This is a genomic window from Vibrio sp. CB1-5, assembly GCF_059412285.1.
In genome coordinates this window covers 26,373-43,539 of sequence record NZ_JBJHPB010000015.1, presented here as the reverse complement: position 1 = coordinate 43,539, position 17,167 = coordinate 26,373, and the positions used below count along the sequence as shown (strand labels likewise).

General features: G+C 47.6%; 15 protein-coding genes. 6 read left to right on the top strand and 9 right to left on the bottom strand.

What is annotated here, in order from left to right:
- Nucleotides 1–70: 70 nt before the first annotated feature.
- Genes ACJB0T_RS12280 through ACJB0T_RS12270 form a run of 3 tightly spaced genes read left to right on the top strand, consistent with a single transcriptional unit; the run spans nt 71 to nt 3,743 of the window.
- A complete protein-coding gene (locus tag ACJB0T_RS12280; RefSeq protein ID WP_353496961.1) occupies nt 71–1,648 on the top strand; it encodes an ABC transporter ATP-binding protein in 1,578 nt (525 codons plus the stop codon).
- Complete coding sequence (locus tag ACJB0T_RS12275) at nt 1,645–2,775, top strand: ABC transporter permease (protein WP_353496962.1); 1,131 nt, start codon at nt 1,645–1,647, stop codon at nt 2,773–2,775. The genes ACJB0T_RS12280 and ACJB0T_RS12275 overlap by 4 nt, the downstream gene beginning before the upstream one ends.
- A gap of 2 nt (nt 2,776–2,777) precedes the next feature.
- Nucleotides 2,778–3,743 (top strand): ABC transporter permease, encoded by a 966-nt coding sequence (locus tag ACJB0T_RS12270; RefSeq protein WP_418641981.1) that lies wholly within the window; start codon nt 2,778–2,780, stop codon nt 3,741–3,743.
- A 79-nt stretch (nt 3,744–3,822) separates the two neighbouring features.
- On the opposite strand, the gene prfC is transcribed toward ACJB0T_RS12270, so the two are convergent.
- Nucleotides 3,823–5,412, bottom strand: a complete 1,590-nt coding sequence (gene prfC, locus ACJB0T_RS12265; RefSeq protein ID WP_042496616.1) for a peptide chain release factor 3 — start codon at nt 5,410–5,412, stop codon at nt 3,823–3,825.
- A 198-nt stretch (nt 5,413–5,610) separates the two neighbouring features.
- Nucleotides 5,611–6,747 (bottom strand): BamA/TamA family outer membrane protein, encoded by a 1,137-nt coding sequence (locus ACJB0T_RS12260; RefSeq protein ID WP_479291254.1) that lies wholly within the window; start codon nt 6,745–6,747, stop codon nt 5,611–5,613.
- Nucleotides 6,748–6,892: 145 nt separating this feature from the next.
- Here ACJB0T_RS12260 and ACJB0T_RS12255 point away from each other — a divergent pair, with 145 nt between their 5' ends.
- Entirely contained in the window at nt 6,893–8,467 is a 1,575-nt protein-coding gene (locus ACJB0T_RS12255; protein WP_479291256.1) for a tetratricopeptide repeat protein, read from the top strand.
- A 205-nt stretch (nt 8,468–8,672) separates the two neighbouring features.
- A complete protein-coding gene (locus tag ACJB0T_RS12250) occupies nt 8,673–10,286 on the top strand; it encodes a transmembrane adenylate cyclase (protein WP_479291257.1) in 1,614 nt (537 codons plus the stop codon).
- Nucleotides 10,287–10,373: 87 nt separating this feature from the next.
- Here ACJB0T_RS12250 and ACJB0T_RS12245 read toward each other — a convergent pair whose 3' ends face one another.
- The 7 genes from ACJB0T_RS12245 to ubiT all read right to left on the bottom strand — a co-directional run bounded on the left by ACJB0T_RS12245 (nt 10,374) and on the right by ubiT (nt 14,836).
- Nucleotides 10,374–10,778 carry a YMGG-like glycine zipper-containing protein gene (locus ACJB0T_RS12245; protein WP_479291259.1) on the bottom strand — a complete coding sequence of 135 codons (405 nt, stop codon included), beginning with the start codon at nt 10,776–10,778 and terminating at the stop codon, nt 10,374–10,376.
- A gap of 9 nt (nt 10,779–10,787) precedes the next feature.
- Nucleotides 10,788–11,555 (bottom strand): SDR family NAD(P)-dependent oxidoreductase, encoded by a 768-nt coding sequence (locus ACJB0T_RS12240; RefSeq protein ID WP_042496601.1) that lies wholly within the window; start codon nt 11,553–11,555, stop codon nt 10,788–10,790.
- 217 nt (nt 11,556–11,772) lie between these two features.
- Entirely contained in the window at nt 11,773–12,564 is a 792-nt protein-coding gene (locus tag ACJB0T_RS12235; RefSeq protein ID WP_479291262.1) for a hypothetical protein, read from the bottom strand.
- 172 nt (nt 12,565–12,736) lie between these two features.
- The gene (rimI, locus tag ACJB0T_RS12230) at nt 12,737–13,171 is read right to left on the bottom strand and encodes a ribosomal protein S18-alanine N-acetyltransferase (protein ID WP_479292313.1); all 435 of its coding nucleotides are present in this window, start codon (nt 13,169–13,171) and stop codon (nt 12,737–12,739) included.
- 16 nt (nt 13,172–13,187) lie between these two features.
- Nucleotides 13,188–13,625: a DNA polymerase III subunit psi gene (locus tag ACJB0T_RS12225; protein WP_479291264.1), complete on the bottom strand. Its 438-nt coding sequence runs from the start codon at nt 13,623–13,625 to the stop codon at nt 13,188–13,190.
- A 184-nt stretch (nt 13,626–13,809) separates the two neighbouring features.
- Nucleotides 13,810–14,325 carry a GNAT family N-acetyltransferase gene (locus ACJB0T_RS12220; protein WP_479291266.1) on the bottom strand — a complete coding sequence of 172 codons (516 nt, stop codon included), beginning with the start codon at nt 14,323–14,325 and terminating at the stop codon, nt 13,810–13,812.
- Nucleotides 14,309–14,836, bottom strand: a complete 528-nt coding sequence (gene ubiT / locus ACJB0T_RS12215) for a ubiquinone anaerobic biosynthesis accessory factor UbiT (RefSeq protein WP_479291268.1) — start codon at nt 14,834–14,836, stop codon at nt 14,309–14,311. The genes ACJB0T_RS12220 and ubiT overlap by 17 nt, the downstream gene beginning before the upstream one ends.
- A 179-nt stretch (nt 14,837–15,015) precedes the next feature.
- On the opposite strand from ubiT, the gene ACJB0T_RS12210 reads away from it, so the two are divergent.
- Nucleotides 15,016–17,055, top strand: coding sequence for a putative bifunctional diguanylate cyclase/phosphodiesterase (locus ACJB0T_RS12210; RefSeq protein WP_479291270.1), 2,040 nt, complete (start codon nt 15,016–15,018; stop codon nt 17,053–17,055).
- Nucleotides 17,056–17,167 lie beyond the last annotated feature (112 nt).

Here is a 17,167-nt window from a genome sequence, read left to right as displayed (position 1 = left end):
CAATAACCTAGGCAACCATAACAACGCCGTTGCCCTCAAGCAGCGGCGTATAATTATAAGGCAGTATCTAGTGACACATGGACAACCTATTGCCATCGAACTCAAGCAGATCGATAAGCGATTTGGCGCGGTGCACGCCAACAAAACTATCGACCTCAAAGTTCCGCAAGGCACGATTCACGGCATCATTGGTGAAAATGGTGCAGGCAAGTCCACTCTTATGAGTATTATTTACGGTTTTTACCACGCAGATGCAGGCGAGATGACCGTCAATGGCGAACGTTACAAGCCTGCGAACTCTCAAGAAGCCATCAAGGCAGGCATCGGCATGGTGCACCAACACTTTATGTTGGTGGAAACTTTTACCGTACTCGAGAACATTGTTCTCGGCGCTGAAGATGGATGGAAGCTACAAGAGAGTCTTGGCAAGGCTAAGAAGAAACTCAAAGCACTGGCCGAAGATTATGGTTTGGAAGTCCCTTTAGACGCCATTGTTGGCGAGCTTCCGGTAGGTCTTCAGCAGCGAGTGGAAATCTTAAAAGCGCTCTATCGCGGAGCAAAGATCTTGATCCTCGATGAGCCAACCGGCGTGCTTACTCCTCAAGAAGCGGATCACTTATTTAAGATCCTCGACAAACTGCGTCAGCAAGGCACCACTATTATGATCATCACGCACAAGCTGCGTGAAGTATTGGCGATCACCGATAACATCTCCGTTATGCGCCAAGGGGCGATGGTAGAGCATGTTGTTACCGCCGACACCAATAAAGAGCAACTGGCTGAGCTGATGGTGGGACGCAAAGTTCGCCTCAAAGTCGATAAGTCAGAAGCCACTCCAAAGAAAGAGCTGATCAAAGTCGACAACTTACAGTACTTCGATGACGCAGGCGTCGAGCGCGTGAAAAGCGTGAGCTTCGGAGTGCGTCAAGGCGAAGTCGTCGGTATCGCTGGTGTTTCTGGCAACGGGCAATCAGAAATACTCGCCCTGCTTTCCGGCATCCTCCAGCCTTATTCTGGGAGCATTGACATCAACGGCAGCCACATTGATAAGCACACCATGCTCGATCCGCAGCAAGTTCGCGCGATTGGTGTGGGGCATATTCCAGAGGATCGCCACAAGCAAGGGCTTATCAACAAGTTCGAAGCGCAGGAAGCCTATATCCTTGGCTACCATCACCTGCCGCAATACAACAAAGGTCTTTTGCAAGACAAGCAGGCCATCAAAGAGAGCTGTCAGGCGAGCATGGATAAGTGGGATGTGCGTCCTAACGACACCACTCTGAAAACCGCTAACTTCTCCGGTGGTAACCAGCAAAAACTGGTGATTGCCCGTGAAATGGAGCAAAACCCGGATGTGCTTTTGGTCGGACAGCCAACCCGTGGGGTTGATATCGGCGCCATTGAATACATCCACCAGCAAATCATTGCAGCGCGTGATGCCGATAAGGCAGTACTTTTAGTCTCGGTAGAGCTTGATGAAATCTTAAGCCTTTCTGACCGAATTCTGGTCGTGTTCGATGGCGCGATTGTCGGCGAAGTTTCGATTAAAGATGCCGATGAGAAAACCTTAGGTCTTATGATGGCAAACATCATGCCTGACCACCTTAAATCGGCAGCCGCCGATCAGCCACAAGGAGAAAGTGCATGAGCCAAGCAAAAGTTCCAGCTTGGGTAACCGTGGCTCTGCTACCAGCGATTAACGTGTTGGTGGCGTTCCTAGTGTCTGCCCTGCTGTTTATGTATATCGACATCAATCCGATTGATGCCGCAAAAGTGATGTGGACGGGTGCCTTTGGCTACGCCGAAGGCTTTGGCTACACCATGTATTACGCCACAGGCTTTATTTTTACCGGACTTGCTGTTGCCGTCGCGTTTCACGCGGGTCTGTTTAACATCGGTGGTGAAGGTCAAGCTTACATTGGTGGCCTCGGTGTCGGTCTTATCTGTCTCACCTTAGGCGAATATGCCCCTTGGTATATTGTGTTTCCGGTAGCGATTGTTGTCGGCGGCTTATTTGGCGCAGCTTGGGCATTTATCCCAGCTTACTTACAAGCCAAACGCGGCTCACACATCGTGATCACCACCATCATGTTTAACTTTATAGCCTCATCGCTGATGGCGTATTTGTTGGTCGATATCCTCAAGCCAGAAACGACAATGGCAACAGAAAGCCGTGTCTTTGCGGTTTCAAGTTGGCTACCAAAGATGCATGAGATCCTCGCGGTCGTTGGGATTGAGATGGCACCAAGCCCAATGAACCTGAGCTTTATCTTTGCTCTTTTATGCTGTGTGTTTGTGTGGCTACTGATGTGGCACTCACGCTGGGGTTACGAAATCCGCTCTGTGGGCTCTAACCCATCAGCTGCTGATTACGCAGGCATCAAGTATGTGAAAATCATCATCTTAACCATGCTTATCTCTGGTATGTTGGCAGGCTTCTTTGGCCTCAACGTACTTCAAGGTGAACTGCACCAAATCAAGCTGAACTTCGTTGAAGGCTTTGGCTTTACCGGTATCGCTGTCGCACTTATGGGTCGTAACCACCCGGTAGGTGTACTGCTGGCAAGCTTGCTGTTCGGCTTCTTATACCAAGGCGGTGCGGAGCTGAGCTTTGAGTACGGTGTTGACCGAAACATCGTTGTGGTACTGCAAGGTTTGGTGATCCTATTCTCTGGCGCACTGGAGCACATGTTCCGTCCTTCTCTAGAGAGAACCTACCTCAAACTGTTCGGCAAAAAACAAGCTGAACAACAAGCAGAGAAAGGAGTCGCTTGATTATGTTTGAAACGATTATTCTCATGCTTGATGCCACAATGCGTGTGGCAACCCCGCTTATCCTTGCCTCACTTGCCGGTATGTTTTGTGAACGCTCGGGTATCGTTAACATCGCTCTAGAAGGCAAGTTGCTCGCGTCGGCGTTTGCTGGTGCAGCTATGGCACATATTACTGGCTCGGCTTGGCTTGGTCTGTTTGCAGGCATTGGCGTATCTGTGTTACTTGCCCTGCTCCACGGCTTTGCTTCGATCACCCACCGCGGCGATCAAGTGGTCAGTGGTATGGCAATCAACATCCTCGCTGCCGGTCTCACCATTACCCTTGGTCGTCACTGGTTCCAACAAGGTGGTCAAACACCAGCACTATCTGGCGACGCACGATTTGCGCCTATCACCTTCCCGGGTGCTGATGCGGTTGCGGATGTGCCTGTGCTTGGTCTGCTTTACTCAGAGCTTATCAGTGGTCACTCGATTCTGGTTTACATGGTGGTGTTCATCGTCCCAGCTTGCTGGTACCTGCTATTTAAGACGCGCTTTGGACTTCGTCTGCGCGCGGTAGGCGAGTCACCATCAGCCGTTGATACCGCGGGTATCTCAGTGGTTCGTATGCGTTATGCTGCGGTCGCTATTTGTGGCGTACTGGTGGGTATCGGTGGCGTTTATTTGTCTGTAGCACAAACGGCGCAGTTCATTCCTAACATGAGTGCAGGTAAGGGCTATATGGCTCTGGCGGCGCTTATCTTTGGTAAATGGCGACCGTTTACGGCAATGGCTGCGTGTTTGCTGTTTGGCTTCTTAGACGCATTAGCGATTCGTATGCAGGGTGTATCGATTGGTGATTTCCCAGTTCCTGTACAAGCGATTGAAGCGATTCCGTATGTGTTGACGGTGTTCTTGCTGGCTGGATTTATTGGTAAGGCGGTAGCGCCTAAGGCGATTGGGGTGCCTTATACTAAAGAGCGTGAATAGATAACGCTTCGCGTTGCCGTAAAATTCAAACACAAAAAAGCCGCTCTCCTGAGCGGCTTTTTCATTCAATTAACCAGTATTAGTGCTCACGCGTCGCACGGAACTTAATATCTGGGAAACGCTCTTGCGCTAGATTCAGGTTCACCATAGTCGGCGCAACATAGCTTAGGTTGTCGCCACCATCCAGCGCTAGGTTGGTTTGGTTCTTACGCTTAAACTCTTCTAGTTTCTTATCGTCGTCACACTCAATCCAGCGTGCTGTCGCAACGTTCACGCTCTCGTAGATCGCTTCAACGTTATACTCAGACTTCAGACGCGCAACAACCACGTCAAACTGAAGCACACCAACCGCACCAACGATCAGGTCGTTGTTTTGTAGCGGACGGAATACCTGCACAGCGCCTTCTTCTGATAGCTGAACCAGACCTTTCAGTAGCTGCTTCTGCTTCAGTGGATCTTTTAGGCGAATACGACGGAATAGTTCTGGTGCGAAGTTTGGAATACCAGAGAACTTCAGTGATTCACCTTGAGTGAAGGTGTCACCAATCTGGATAGTGCCGTGGTTGTGAAGACCGATGATATCACCTGCGTACGCATTTTCTGCGCGCGCACGGTCACCCGCCATAAAGGTTACTGCGTCAGAGATGCTGACGTTTTTACCTGTACGAACGTGGTTCATCTTCATACCTTGCTTGTAGGTACCTGATACGATGCGCATGAAGGCAATACGGTCACGGTGTTTAGGGTCCATGTTTGCTTGGATCTTGAACACGAAGCCAGAGAACTTGTCTTCTGTCGCTTCAACGTCGCGCTCATTCGCTTGACGTGTTTGTGGCGCTGGGGCCCACTTAGTTAGACCATCTAACATGTGGTCAACACCGAAGTTACCAAGTGCAGTACCGAAGTAAACTGGCGTGAGTTCACCTTTTAGGAATGACTCAAGATCAAACTCAGGGCATGCGCCCATCACCAGTTCAAGCTCTTCACGTACGCTCTCTGCAAGATCAGCGCCTACAGCTTCATCAAGATCTGGGTTATCAAGACCTTTGATGATGCGTACTTCTTGGATTTCGTGACCGTGGCCAGATTCATAAAGAATCGTTTCGTCACGGTGGATGTGATACACACCCTTAAACTCTTTACCACAACCAATTGGCCAAGAGATTGGCGCACACATCATGCCAAGTTCGCTTTCTACTTCGTCCAATACTTCCATTGGGTCACGAACGTCACGGTCGAGTTTGTTCATGAAGGTAACGATAGGCGTATCGCGAAGGCGGGTAACTTCCATCAGTTTACGAGTACGATCCTCGACACCTTTTGCAGCGTCGATAACCATCAAGCAAGAGTCAACTGCCGTCAGTGTACGATAGGTATCTTCCGAGAAGTCTTCGTGTCCTGGGGTATCGAGAAGGTTAACCAAGCAGTCGTTGTATGGAAACTGCATCACGGAAGTTGTTACCGAGATACCACGCTCTTTTTCCATTTCCATCCAGTCCGATTTCGCGTGCTGTGCACTGCCACGGCCTTTTACTGTACCTGCTTTCTGAATCGCGTTTCCGAATAACAGTACTTTTTCAGTAATGGTGGTTTTACCCGCATCCGGGTGAGAGATGATCGCAAACGTTCTACGTTTAGAAACTTGTTGCAAAAATTGAGGATTTGACATGAATCTCGATCTTCTTGATTTGTAGAATAGCGTTTGAAGGCATTGACCCAACCACTACTCGAAGGCGTCGAAAAAATAATGGGCGCTATTTTCACCGATCTAGCTTCGATTCTCAATCACTAGTTTCTAATTACGCTTAACTCAAAAAACGGACCCTATAAAAGTAGACTGGATAACTCCAGTCTACTTTTGTTTAAATCACTGCTGCCAAGCATGACCAACGGTAATATAGTACGCCCACTCTTCCGGGCCTTTGGCTGCATCGACACCTACTCGCATGTTGAGTTGGCGCGCCACTAGATAACGAAAGCCGCCCCCAACAACACTTTGATAGTCGGCATCAGAAAAGCTTTGTCCATCCTCTACTGCTTTACCTGTTCCGGTAAATCCAACAATCGACCAACGCGGCGTCACATCATAACGAGCTTCAAGCTCAGCCAATGCCATATCTTGGCCTTGGTAGCGCATCGCGGCAATGCCACGCATGTTAATAAATGGCCGTGCATAGTATGGCGCATCATCGCTCACCGTTTGATAGTCGCCACGCACACCGATAATGAGATCCTCTCGCACTGGCGCAAAGTAATTCACCTGAGCTCGCGCTTTTTGGTAATCCACATCGCCGCCAAAGGCTTTATTGTGAAAATCCGTACTGAATTTCGCTTTTAGACCATCATTGGGTGTGAAGATTGTGTCACGACTGTCGTAAGTCACTTTAAGCTCGACACCAGCGTCTTCGAGATCAAAATCAATCGGTGGAATACCTGAAATAGAGTTGCCAATATCAAACGTACTCTTTGAAGAAAGAAGTGAGTATTTCGCACCAACAAACCAATTACTGCCAGCAATCCGATAGTCGATGTCCTGCATAAAGTAGAGACCATCGATATTGAAATCGAACGGCACATCGCCAGCGTAATACTTTAAGTTAAACGAGCCGTAAAACAGGCCGCCTTGGTAGCGCCAAGTATCTTCCTGCCAAGAGCCAAAGTGAAACGCTCCGGTAAGCCACGAGCCATTTTCGGTGCCTGCGGCTGCGACCGCTGTTACGCTAGGTGGCAATCCAACCACTTCATCAGGGTTTTCTTCACGAAGCTGCTTGCGCTTTTCAGACTCATGAAAAAACATCAATGCGGCACCACCACCAACACCAACCGCAGGGTCCGTGATGATAATAGGCACAGGCATAAAGCCAATGGCATTGTCCAGCACCCATTGACTTGCATCAAACATACCATCTTTAGGATCGATGAATTGCTGCATCGCATCCGTAGCGTACGACACACTTAAAAGTGACAGCACCGTCAGTAACTTCTTACACCTTGCCTTTTCCATAACAATTCCTTTTGAAAAGCACATCAAAAAACCAATGCGCATATGGATAGTTACACAATAAGTATTTTTAGGTAACAAAAAAACTGCTAATGTGTAACTTTAAGTGGGTATTGTTAGCAAATTTTTTCAGGAGAAGGAACTTCAGATGACCACAACCATCCGTCTTACCACACCCTCACTTCACGCCGAGCACGTCCCTGAAGATATCTTAGCTATCCTAGACAAAATGAATGGTTGCCGCGGTTTTCGCTCCACTAAATGGCCAAGCAAGATCCTTAACTACCTGATAAATAGTTACTTCAACGATCCTACCCAAAAGATACAGCAGTACGATCTCGCTTTTGATGTGTTTGGTAAAAACGCCGATTTCGATCCATCTCATGATCCATTGGTTCGCATTCACATGGGTAGACTGCGTCGCACGTTAGAGGTGTATTATCAAAATGAAGGGCAAAACGATTCTCTTCGATTGAGAGTACCTACAGGTCAATACAATCTGCATATTGAAACTTCAACATCAGACAACTCTGACAATACCGATACCAATATCATTAAAAATGAAGCGACCCACACCAAGTCCTGCGTTCCTTCCGTTTCGGTTACTGTTAACAGTGAAAGCTACGAGTTCTTAGCGAAACTGCTCTGTACAACACTGCACCCCTTCGCCACCTTAAATGTGGCACCTTTCGGGCTGCGACAGAACACCCGCTACACGATTGATCTCACGCTGAACAAAACCAGCCTTGAACGCGGCATTTTGCTGGCAAGTCTGAATGACAATCTAAACCAACATCAGTTGTGGTCACAGAGTTTTCAGATCCAAATGAGTAACGTGTTCGATAATGTTGAACTTAAAATCAACAAGATTGCCAACCAAATCGCTGATGAGACGGGGGTAATTGCAACACTTGCCCATCGCCACTCACACCTGAATAGCGAAGTGTTTACACTAGGTATGTCACTGAGTCCTCTCATGGGCAACCCAAGAACCATTGAGCAATTTACCCAGCGTTTAAACCACTACATTCCCGCACCTGCCAATTGCTCTATCTCAAAGGCAAGGCAAAGCATTGTGGCACTAGATGCGTTTACCTTGAATACGCCACTAGCCGACAGCTACTATATTTTGGCCTACAACTTAGCGCAGCAAGCCATCAATGCCGATCCGCATTGCATCTACGCACAAATGGCGATGTGTTACTTGTCTTTGATCAACCGAGACATTGACGACTTACAAAGCAACGCTCGGCAGATCCTTGAAAGTAAACCTTACTCCGCCTTTGCCAACATGGTCTGTGGGTTTTGGCTCTATCTAAGTGGTGCAGTAAACGAAGGGTTAAGACTCATTGACCATGGTGCTACGCTCAATCCCCACTACCCATCATGGCTCAATATGGCTTACTTTATCGATAGCTATCGCAACGGTAATTACCGTAATGCTTATCAGATAGCCAAAACCATCGACAGCCAAAACCTCTACCTTGGCCCTATGATGCGAGCAATCAGCTGTACTAAGCTGAATAAGCGCCGCTTTGCTCTGATTGAAGTGCAAAAACTCCAATCCATCGACAAAAACTTAGCCACCAATATTGAACTGCTACTAAGCCAATACTTACTCGATGACGACTTAGTCCAGGCCATGAGCCAAGATTTACGCCAGGCATTAGAGCACTACAAACACAGCCAGCTGTCCAATGAACGCTTAATGCTAGTAAAGTGATAACTGGGCTAATCAAGCTAAGCTCTACTATAGTTAACAATAATAAGTGACTGGTTTTGAGTAGCATTTTCATAGCATACGTTACTATTCTCTACGCAAGTCAGCAACGAAGATGAGTTTTTAGCTAAGAAGTGAACTCGTTACTATTTTTCAATGTCCTAAAGTGGCAAAATACTCAGATCCTACAAAAAGAGAGTCAGAAACGGTGTCAGAACAAGCTCCATTAGATATTCGAATCGAAGAAAATCAAACACGTGTGAAAGATCAACTTAATCGTATTCTTTCCAGTAAAGCGTTCGATCAAAGCCCGAAGATGAAGCAGTTACTCTCTTTCGTCGTCGAACAGACTTTGGCGGGCAATGGAGACCGACTCAAGCAGTTCACCATCGCGACCGAAGTGTTTGATCGTGATGCCGACTTTGATCACCAAGCTGACCCTATTGTGCGTATTCAAGCGGGGCGTGTTCGCCGCACACTTGAAACCTATTACCTGACAGAAGGGGTAAACGACCCGTTAGTACTGTCGATCCCTAAAGGTCGTTATAGCCCGATTTTCACCCCTCAGGTCCCTCAAGCGGCTCGTCAATCAACCACGCTGGCACAAATCGTGGGTGACACCAATAAGGCACTAAACCCAACTCTGACTGTTCTACCTTTTTTGTCGCTCTCCGATGATGCCGAGAAGCGCTTCTTCGCCGAAGGTTTTGGTGAAGAGCTTGCCACTGAGCTCGCTCGTTTTGACATGCTTAAAGTGGTATCGATGCACGCGCTGGGTGACACCAATATCGACCCTCGCACCTCTGCTGACGTAAAAGGTCTGGGCGAAAAACTCAATGTCTCTTTTATCACCTCAGGCACTATGCAAGCCCTTGGCAACAAAGTACGCATTTACGCTAAGCTTTATCGCACTGACAGCGGTGAGCAGATCTGGGCTGAAAAGTACACCTGCGATTTAGCCACCGACGATCTGTTCTCTGTGCAAGATGACATCATCGCTGAAATCGTCGCTGAGCTTGCTTCGAGCTTTGGCATTATCCACCGTGAGATCTACGCCAGCTGCAATCAGAAAAAGATTGAACACCTGTCAACGTACGAGGCAACCTTACGCTATCGTCACTATCTTATGACGCTGACCGAAGATACCCACCTGCAAGCCATGCAGGCACTGCTAAGTGCAGTGCAGAATGAACCAGATATTGCCCTGATACATGCGATGCTCGCTGTGCTCTATTTCGATGCCGAGATGCTAGGCATGGGTCAGGTCGACAACGCGGTAGAAACTGGCCTGAATCACGCTCGTCGAGCCGTGGAACTTGAGCCAAGCAACCAAGAAGCACAAATGGCTATGCTGATGGCATATCAGCTAAAAGAAGATGTCAGCGGAATTATCGAAACCGTTGATAAAGTACTCGCCATCAACCCAAATGCAGCCTATCAAATTGGCCTGTGTGGCTGGGCGTTGTGCATGGCGGGAGAGTTTGAACGCGGCCTTGAGCTACTAGAAAACTCCAAAGCGCTTAACCCATTCCGCCCACCTTGGTTCTCATTGGTTTCTGTGGTGCACAAAATCATGCAAGACGACTTTGACGGCGCAGAAAAATCCATCAGTAAGCTGTCGCTACGCCGCCTATTCTGGGTACCGATGCTGAAAGCTGTGATTCAAGTTTACAAAGGCGAATTCAAACAAGCGCAAGCCAGCTACAAAGAGATGCTGCAGATCCGTCCTGACTTTGAGGGCAACGAAGAGCGCTACCTAGGTGCGTTTATCTCCAGCCCCGCGATTAAAAACAAGTTGCTTGAAGGGCTTGCTCGTTTGTAATCCAAAGGAAACAAATAGTAGATAGCAAAAGAGAGCCAAACGGCTCTCTTTTTAGTTTACGCTTCATTAGATGACAGTCAGTACAAACTAGTAATCGTAGATATCATCGTCATACGCCTCTTCAAGGTAGTCCTCTTCGATTTGCTCCTCGACTATTTCTTCTGCGATGTATTCTTCTTCGATGATCTCTTCCGCCACCACTTCCTCAGCAATGTACTCGTCTTCAATGATCACATCAGTTGCCACTTCACACTCAGCTTCATAGTAAGCGCCATCAATTGCACCGCCAACCGCGCCAGCGCCGCCGCCGATCAAGGCTCCAGTTTTTGCACCATCACTACCATCAACAATGCCGCCAACAATCGCACCGGTAACCGCACCATCGACGGCACCGACGACAGCACCTTCCGCTTCTTGATCGCAGTAGTAACCAAAGCTCATCGAGCTTAGCATCATCAAACAGGCACCAATAATTAGACTTAACTTGTTCATTCTACTCTCCTACTGCGCAAGCTGATTGTACGCATCGATACTCATGCCTGCGCTAAATCCGCCATCGACACCAATTGACTGACCGTTCACAAAACTGCTGTCTTCTGACGCTAAAAAGTGCACCACTGCCGCAACTTCTTCTGGCTTCGCAATGCGCCCGAGTGGTACCGCACGTTTTTCCATTCGCAGTTGAGGTTCACCGCCCGAAGCGTAAGCGCGCGGGGTATCAACAGAGGTTGGGCACACGGCATTAACACGAATTTGCTTCGTGCCAAGCTCAAGTGCCGCTGTTTGGGTAATGCCTAACACCGCCCATTTAGAGCTCGCAAGCGCGCCAAGATAGGGCACCCCTTGAGTTCCCGCCACCGAGGCAATATTGATAATGCTGCTGCCCTTTGGCATATATGGCACCGCATGCTTAATGGTGAGTGCGGTACCCAGCGCGTTGACTTCAAAGTTGGCGTTATATTCGGACTTTTTCGATTCCATTATGGTGCTGTAACCATTGGTCGAGCCCGCACAGTTCACCAGTACATCGATTTGCCCAAAACGTTCAAACGCAATCGCCATCAACTCACTTAATGAAAATTCATCGGTGACGTCGGCATAAACATAGTGTGCCTCTAGGGTTTGCAATGCAGGTTCATTGGCATTGATGCCAGCAATCATCAGTTTGGCGCCAGCATTGATTAAGCGTTTGGCTATCGCTTCGCCGATACCTGAAGTACCACCAATTAACACCACGACTTTATCTGTGAGCTGAAAAGGCATAGACATTGTTCTGCGTCCTCATCGATTAAACAGGGTTAGAATTTCACTGTGAACCAGTGTAACGATTGAGCGCATTAAGCAGCAGTTAGTAACTGGAAACGATCCAGTAACAGGCAGTAAATAAGTTGAAAAATAAAGGGATTTGATTAATGAAGGGATTTTTAGAATATGAGACTAAGGCATCCTTGCCTTAGAGTTGAGAGGAACTGTTTTGGCTACCGGGTTAGAAGAACCAAGTCGCACCAATGCGAACTTCACGGTTGCCATCAAGGTGTTTCATGCGTGACTCGCCACCCGCTTTGAAGAAGTGCTCAGAGTAAGTCAGGTTACCCCAAATACTACCGTCAGATGTTAGCGGCACACCACCTTCAAAGTTAAGCTCAAGCGACTGCTCGTTTTTACCAAATGCGTTGTTGTAGTTAGCATATTGTGGGTTTACCGTTACGTAGTGACCTTTCTCTGATAGGTAGAACGAGTTGAACCAGTTTGCTTGCCAACCGTTCTCTGAACGACCGTTGTCGTACTCGTTACGCATCACTGCCACATTTGGGTACGAAACCCAGTTTTCAAATGGGGTGATCACTTTCGCGACCGCACCGATTGCAGCTGTTTGCTCAGTACCGCTTTGTTTCGCTACCCAGTTAGAACCGTAGCTAATGTAATCAAGCGAGAAACCAATTTCAGGAAGCACTTCTAAGCCCGTCGCGTGTACTTGGAAGTAACGTGCGCGGATACGAGATAGACCAAAATCCTTCGACTTGCCTTCTTGTCCGTCTAGGTTGGTTTGAAAATCAGTTTCAAATTGACCTAGGTAACCGATGTCCTCGTTGTAAGAACCTGCCATGTTCAGTTGCAGGCGAGTCAGGCCATCTTTGCCTTTCGCGCCAGAATCGACTTTAAGGTAAGTTTGTGGGCGAGTCACGTCAGCTGGATCATTCGTTTGCTCTTCCGTCGCTTGCGCATTGAACGCTAGCGCGGCAAGAACTGCTGCAGAAAGAGTTGAAAAGTGCTTCATGTTTTTAATCCCATGATTATCAATAATTACTGGGAAGTATGAAGCACTGGTAGGGTAATCGAAGTAACTCTGGGTAATGTAACCTATATGCAAATCAAAAGGCTAAATACCCCTTCTATCGCTACATTTTATACAAGATGGACAATAGCACTACCTCGGCGTCCGACCGTCACTAAACTGAAAACATGAAGTGATAACACATGATGACGGCGTCTTCGCGCCCTTGCTCCGTTGGGTAATAATCTCGGCGTCTGTCTACTTCGTTGAAGCCTTCTGATAGATAAAGCGACACTGCGGTATTATTACTTTCACGCACTTCAAGCCACACACTGTCAGCTTGGCAAGATTCACAGTAGGCCAATAGGTGCTGAATTAATTGACGACCATAACCTTGCCCTTGATGACTCGGCGACACTGCAACATTAAGTAATGAAACTTCCCCTACCACATTCTGGGCGTAGAAGTAGCCCACCACTTTATCATCTTCAAGCATCACCACATTGTGGGCACCACGTCCATTTAGCTCAGTGAGCATAGACGTTTTCCAAGGGTGGCTGTGTGCTTGCTGCTCAATAGCGATAACATCATCAAGGTGTGTTTCGCTCATCTGAGTGAAGCTAATATTATTGTTTGGCACGGATTTGATTCCAAAGTTGACGCTTGTGGGCATCTTGACCTTCTATCTCTGCCAGCGGTGGCGAGATTAAAGTACGTGGCGATTGGTTTAGCTGATTGGCGTGTTGCTCTGTCCATTGTTCCAGTCGCTGTTGCGCCGATTCGACACCACAAAGCCAAATCCAATCCGGCATCGGCTTTGCGTCCAATTGACTCAGCATGTCCGGCGTAATATGCAGCGCCTGTGACAGTTCAAGCTTCATCGCTTTGAGGATCTTTTCAAAAAAGGCAACCTTGTCGTCCTGTGGTTTCATAGGCGAAACAAGTAACAACTGACAAGATTCGGGCAAAGAAAAGCGAGCTTGAGCACTGTGCGGTAGTCGCTCAGGGTGCGTCAATTCCCAGGTCTGGATCCCCATCAACTGTAACGTAGTGCGGTTATGCATAGATTGGCCTGTATCTCAGGTTTGAGCAAAGGTGTTGCGCCGTTTGAGGCAATTGAGCGAAGTGTAACAGAGCAGGTAGGGTTAGCCAAACGGCAAGCCATTCTAAAAACGGACGTAAGTCAAAAACGTATGTAGGCCATAAGGGTATGGCCTACGATAGACGACAAGTTTGAGCTGAGTTCAATTACAACTCTAAAAATTCAGGACTGTACTCAATGGTGCCAGTTTTGCCTTCCAATAAGCCTGGAATCGTCTGCTCGGTTAATGATTGCACTTGGAATGCGCCTTCTGGCACTTCCCACTGGCACTTTAGGCCAAACTCACTGGCTGAAGTAAAACCAAATTTCGAGTAGTAACTCGGGTCACCAAGCACTACACATGCGGGATAACCAAAATCGAGTAACGTTTCGAATGCCTCTTTAACCAACGCTTTCGCGATGCCCTGCCCTTGGTATGACGTCGCCACTGAAAGTGGTGCAAGCCCTTGCCAAGACAGCTCTTCGCCATCTATCGATACTGGTGTAAACAGTACATGACCAATCACCTCGCCTTCATCACTGCACGCAACCAAAGAGAGCGTTAATCGGCTGTTTTCACGCAGCACCATGACCAGATTGGCTTCGGCGTCGGTTTCAAACACCGACTTCAGTAGGCGGTCAATCGCCAATATGTCGGCAGGTGCCTCAGTTCGAATAAGCATTGGACACCTCTTTCACCTCAGAGTCGGGTTGCAACCCTTTATGTACAAATTCAGCTAAGTGCATGAGTGCAGATAGCATCGGCTTTGGCAGCGCATCAAGATCGACACTGTCCATCAAGTTTTTCACTTCTAAACCCAACTCAGTATCGCCCTCGATACTTAAGCGGCGTTGGAAGAATAGCGTATCCGGGTCTTCTTTACGACCGGCGATCAAAACTAAGTCATTGAGATTACCACTGAAGCTGACATCTTCTTGTGGCTCGAAATCGGCAATAATCAGCGATTCATCACTGTAGGAAATATACCAACTGAGGTTTAGATCACGAATATGGACTTTCAACCACTTATCTTCCAGAAACTCGAAGTCACCGTCCTCAAGTGCTTCTTTAAAAACGGTTTTTAGTCCTTCAAGCAAGGCTCGATTCTGAATTTTGTTCGGCAGAAAATGGACTGGAGATCGCAAAATTTGTGCTGCGTTTTTAACTAGTTGACTACGAATCTTGTCTAACACGCGGTTTTTCCGTTAGTTTGTACTTAAGAAACGCCATAATACGGTATTCGTACAAAAAAAATCCTGTTGTGCGTCAAAAACTTTTTGCTTTTGTCTTAACCCTTTCCTAACTGATAAATCACAGTTATAGTGTGTGGGTTACTGATATATAAGCGCTTCAGAGAACTGGTAGTACATTGATGTCATCCAAATTGTTAAAGGAATACTTTGCTAAGTTAACGTCTAATAGCCCCTTCTTTTTTGCTATTTTAGACGACGAGCACCGTTATTGGATGGTCAATGATCGCTACTGCGATGTGGCCGGTCTTACCCACAGCGACCTCGTTGGTATGAATGATCATGAGGTACTTGGCACCCGTTTGTACCACCAGCTCAAACCTTATTACGAACGCGCCTTTCTTGGTGAGTCGATTGAAGCTGAAGTGACTCTCGACGAATCCGACATCGAATCCAGCCTGCATTTTAGTGTCTCTCCCATTGAGCTCAATGGTGTGGTCGAGTATGTGGTTTTTCATGCCATTGATACTTCTGAAAAGCAGATCATTACCCGTTCACTCGAAGAGTCTGAAACTAAGTTTTTAAAGCTGACGGAACTGATTCCTGACGGACTATTATTGGTCGAAGACGGTTGTATTATCTCAGCTAACCCAGCTTCAGCGCGACTATTTGGTTATTCAAGCCAAAGTGATTTACTAGGCGAGTCACTCACGCGTTTGCTTCGCAGCGAAAGTGATAACCAACGAGTGCAGCTTGATCTGTATCAGGTCAACGCCAAAGAACCACTGCACTTTATGACCAGTGAGTATTGTGGCATCCAGCGACGCTTGGCGTTGCATGTCGACACTGCGAATTTATTTGGTGCCAATGCGCATTTGATCTTAGTGCAAGATCTCGATGAAAAGCCAAGCCCAGTAACACAAACCAGTCACGAAGATGCCAACATTGATGCGTTAACGAAACTCTATAATCGACTTGGTTTTACCCGCTGCCTTGACCATTTTATTGAGGCTGGCACACCGTTTGTCATGCTCTACCTGGACATAGACAACTTTAAGAATATCAACGATTCACTTGGTCACCACATTGGCGACCGAGTGATCCAAGAAGTGTCGGCACGCCTTAAGCGTTACTTACCACAAGAGGCGGTATTAGCTCACTTAGGCGGCGATGAATTTGGTATCATTTTACCTGAGCCCGATAGCAATATCGCTGCCGACGAACTGGCAGAAAAAATCATCGGCTTGATTAACCAGCCCTTCGATCTACACCACTTTAGCAAACGGCTCGCTTGCTCCATTGGTAGCGTACAATCACCGAACGATGGCAATGATGCGCGTATCCTGCTGCAAAATGCCGACACTGCGATGTACGAAGCCAAAGCGCGCGGTCGTAACCGATTAGTCAAGTTTAACGACCAGATGAACAAAGAGGCGCGAATGCGTCTATGGCTGGAAATTGAACTGCAAAAAGCGCTGCAACAAAATGGCCTCGAGGTTTGGTATCAGCCTAAAGTTAATGCGCGCGATTTCAGCATCAATGGCGCAGAAGCTCTGGTGCGATGGAAGCACCCTGTAGAAGGCTACATCAGTCCAGCCTCTTTCATCCCAGTTGCTGAGCAAGCGGGCTTAATTGAAAGCCTCGGTCGCGTGGTCATGCGCGATGTGTTCACCACGGTAAAACGCTGGAAGCTGCAAGGTATTCTACCTGGACGTGTCGCCATCAACCTATCTCCAGAGCAATTTGGCAACCCTAAGCTCATTGATTACATGGAGCGCTTACTGCGCAGCACTGGGCTCGATCCTAGCTGCATTACCTTCGAGCTGACCGAAAGTGCCGTTATGAGCAATAGCGAACACACGCTGCAGATGCTGAACTCCATTAAAAAGCTTGGCTTTGCACTGTCGATTGATGACTTCGGTACGGGTTATTCTTCGCTATCGTATCTGGCTCATTTCCCTATTGATGAACTTAAGATCGACCGCGCTTTCATCATGGATATTGATACCCTGCCCAAGCAGCTCACGGTGATTGAAAACATCATCAACTTGGGCAAATCACTCAACTTATCTGTGGTGGCCGAAGGGGTGGAGACGCGTCATCAGGCGACGCTGCTGTCAAATCTCAACTGTAACTCTATTCAGGGCTTCCACTTCCACCGTCCGCAGCCTAAACACGAAGTAGAAGCACTATTTGCCCAAAATCGTCGCCACCGAAACTAGTTATAATTGTTATCCAAAGAGGGCAGATGTTGACCTTCCAGTAAACTTACCTCTTTGGTGTTAATTCATTGCTTATTAAGCGAAACCTGCCTTATATCAAACTCGCCTACAG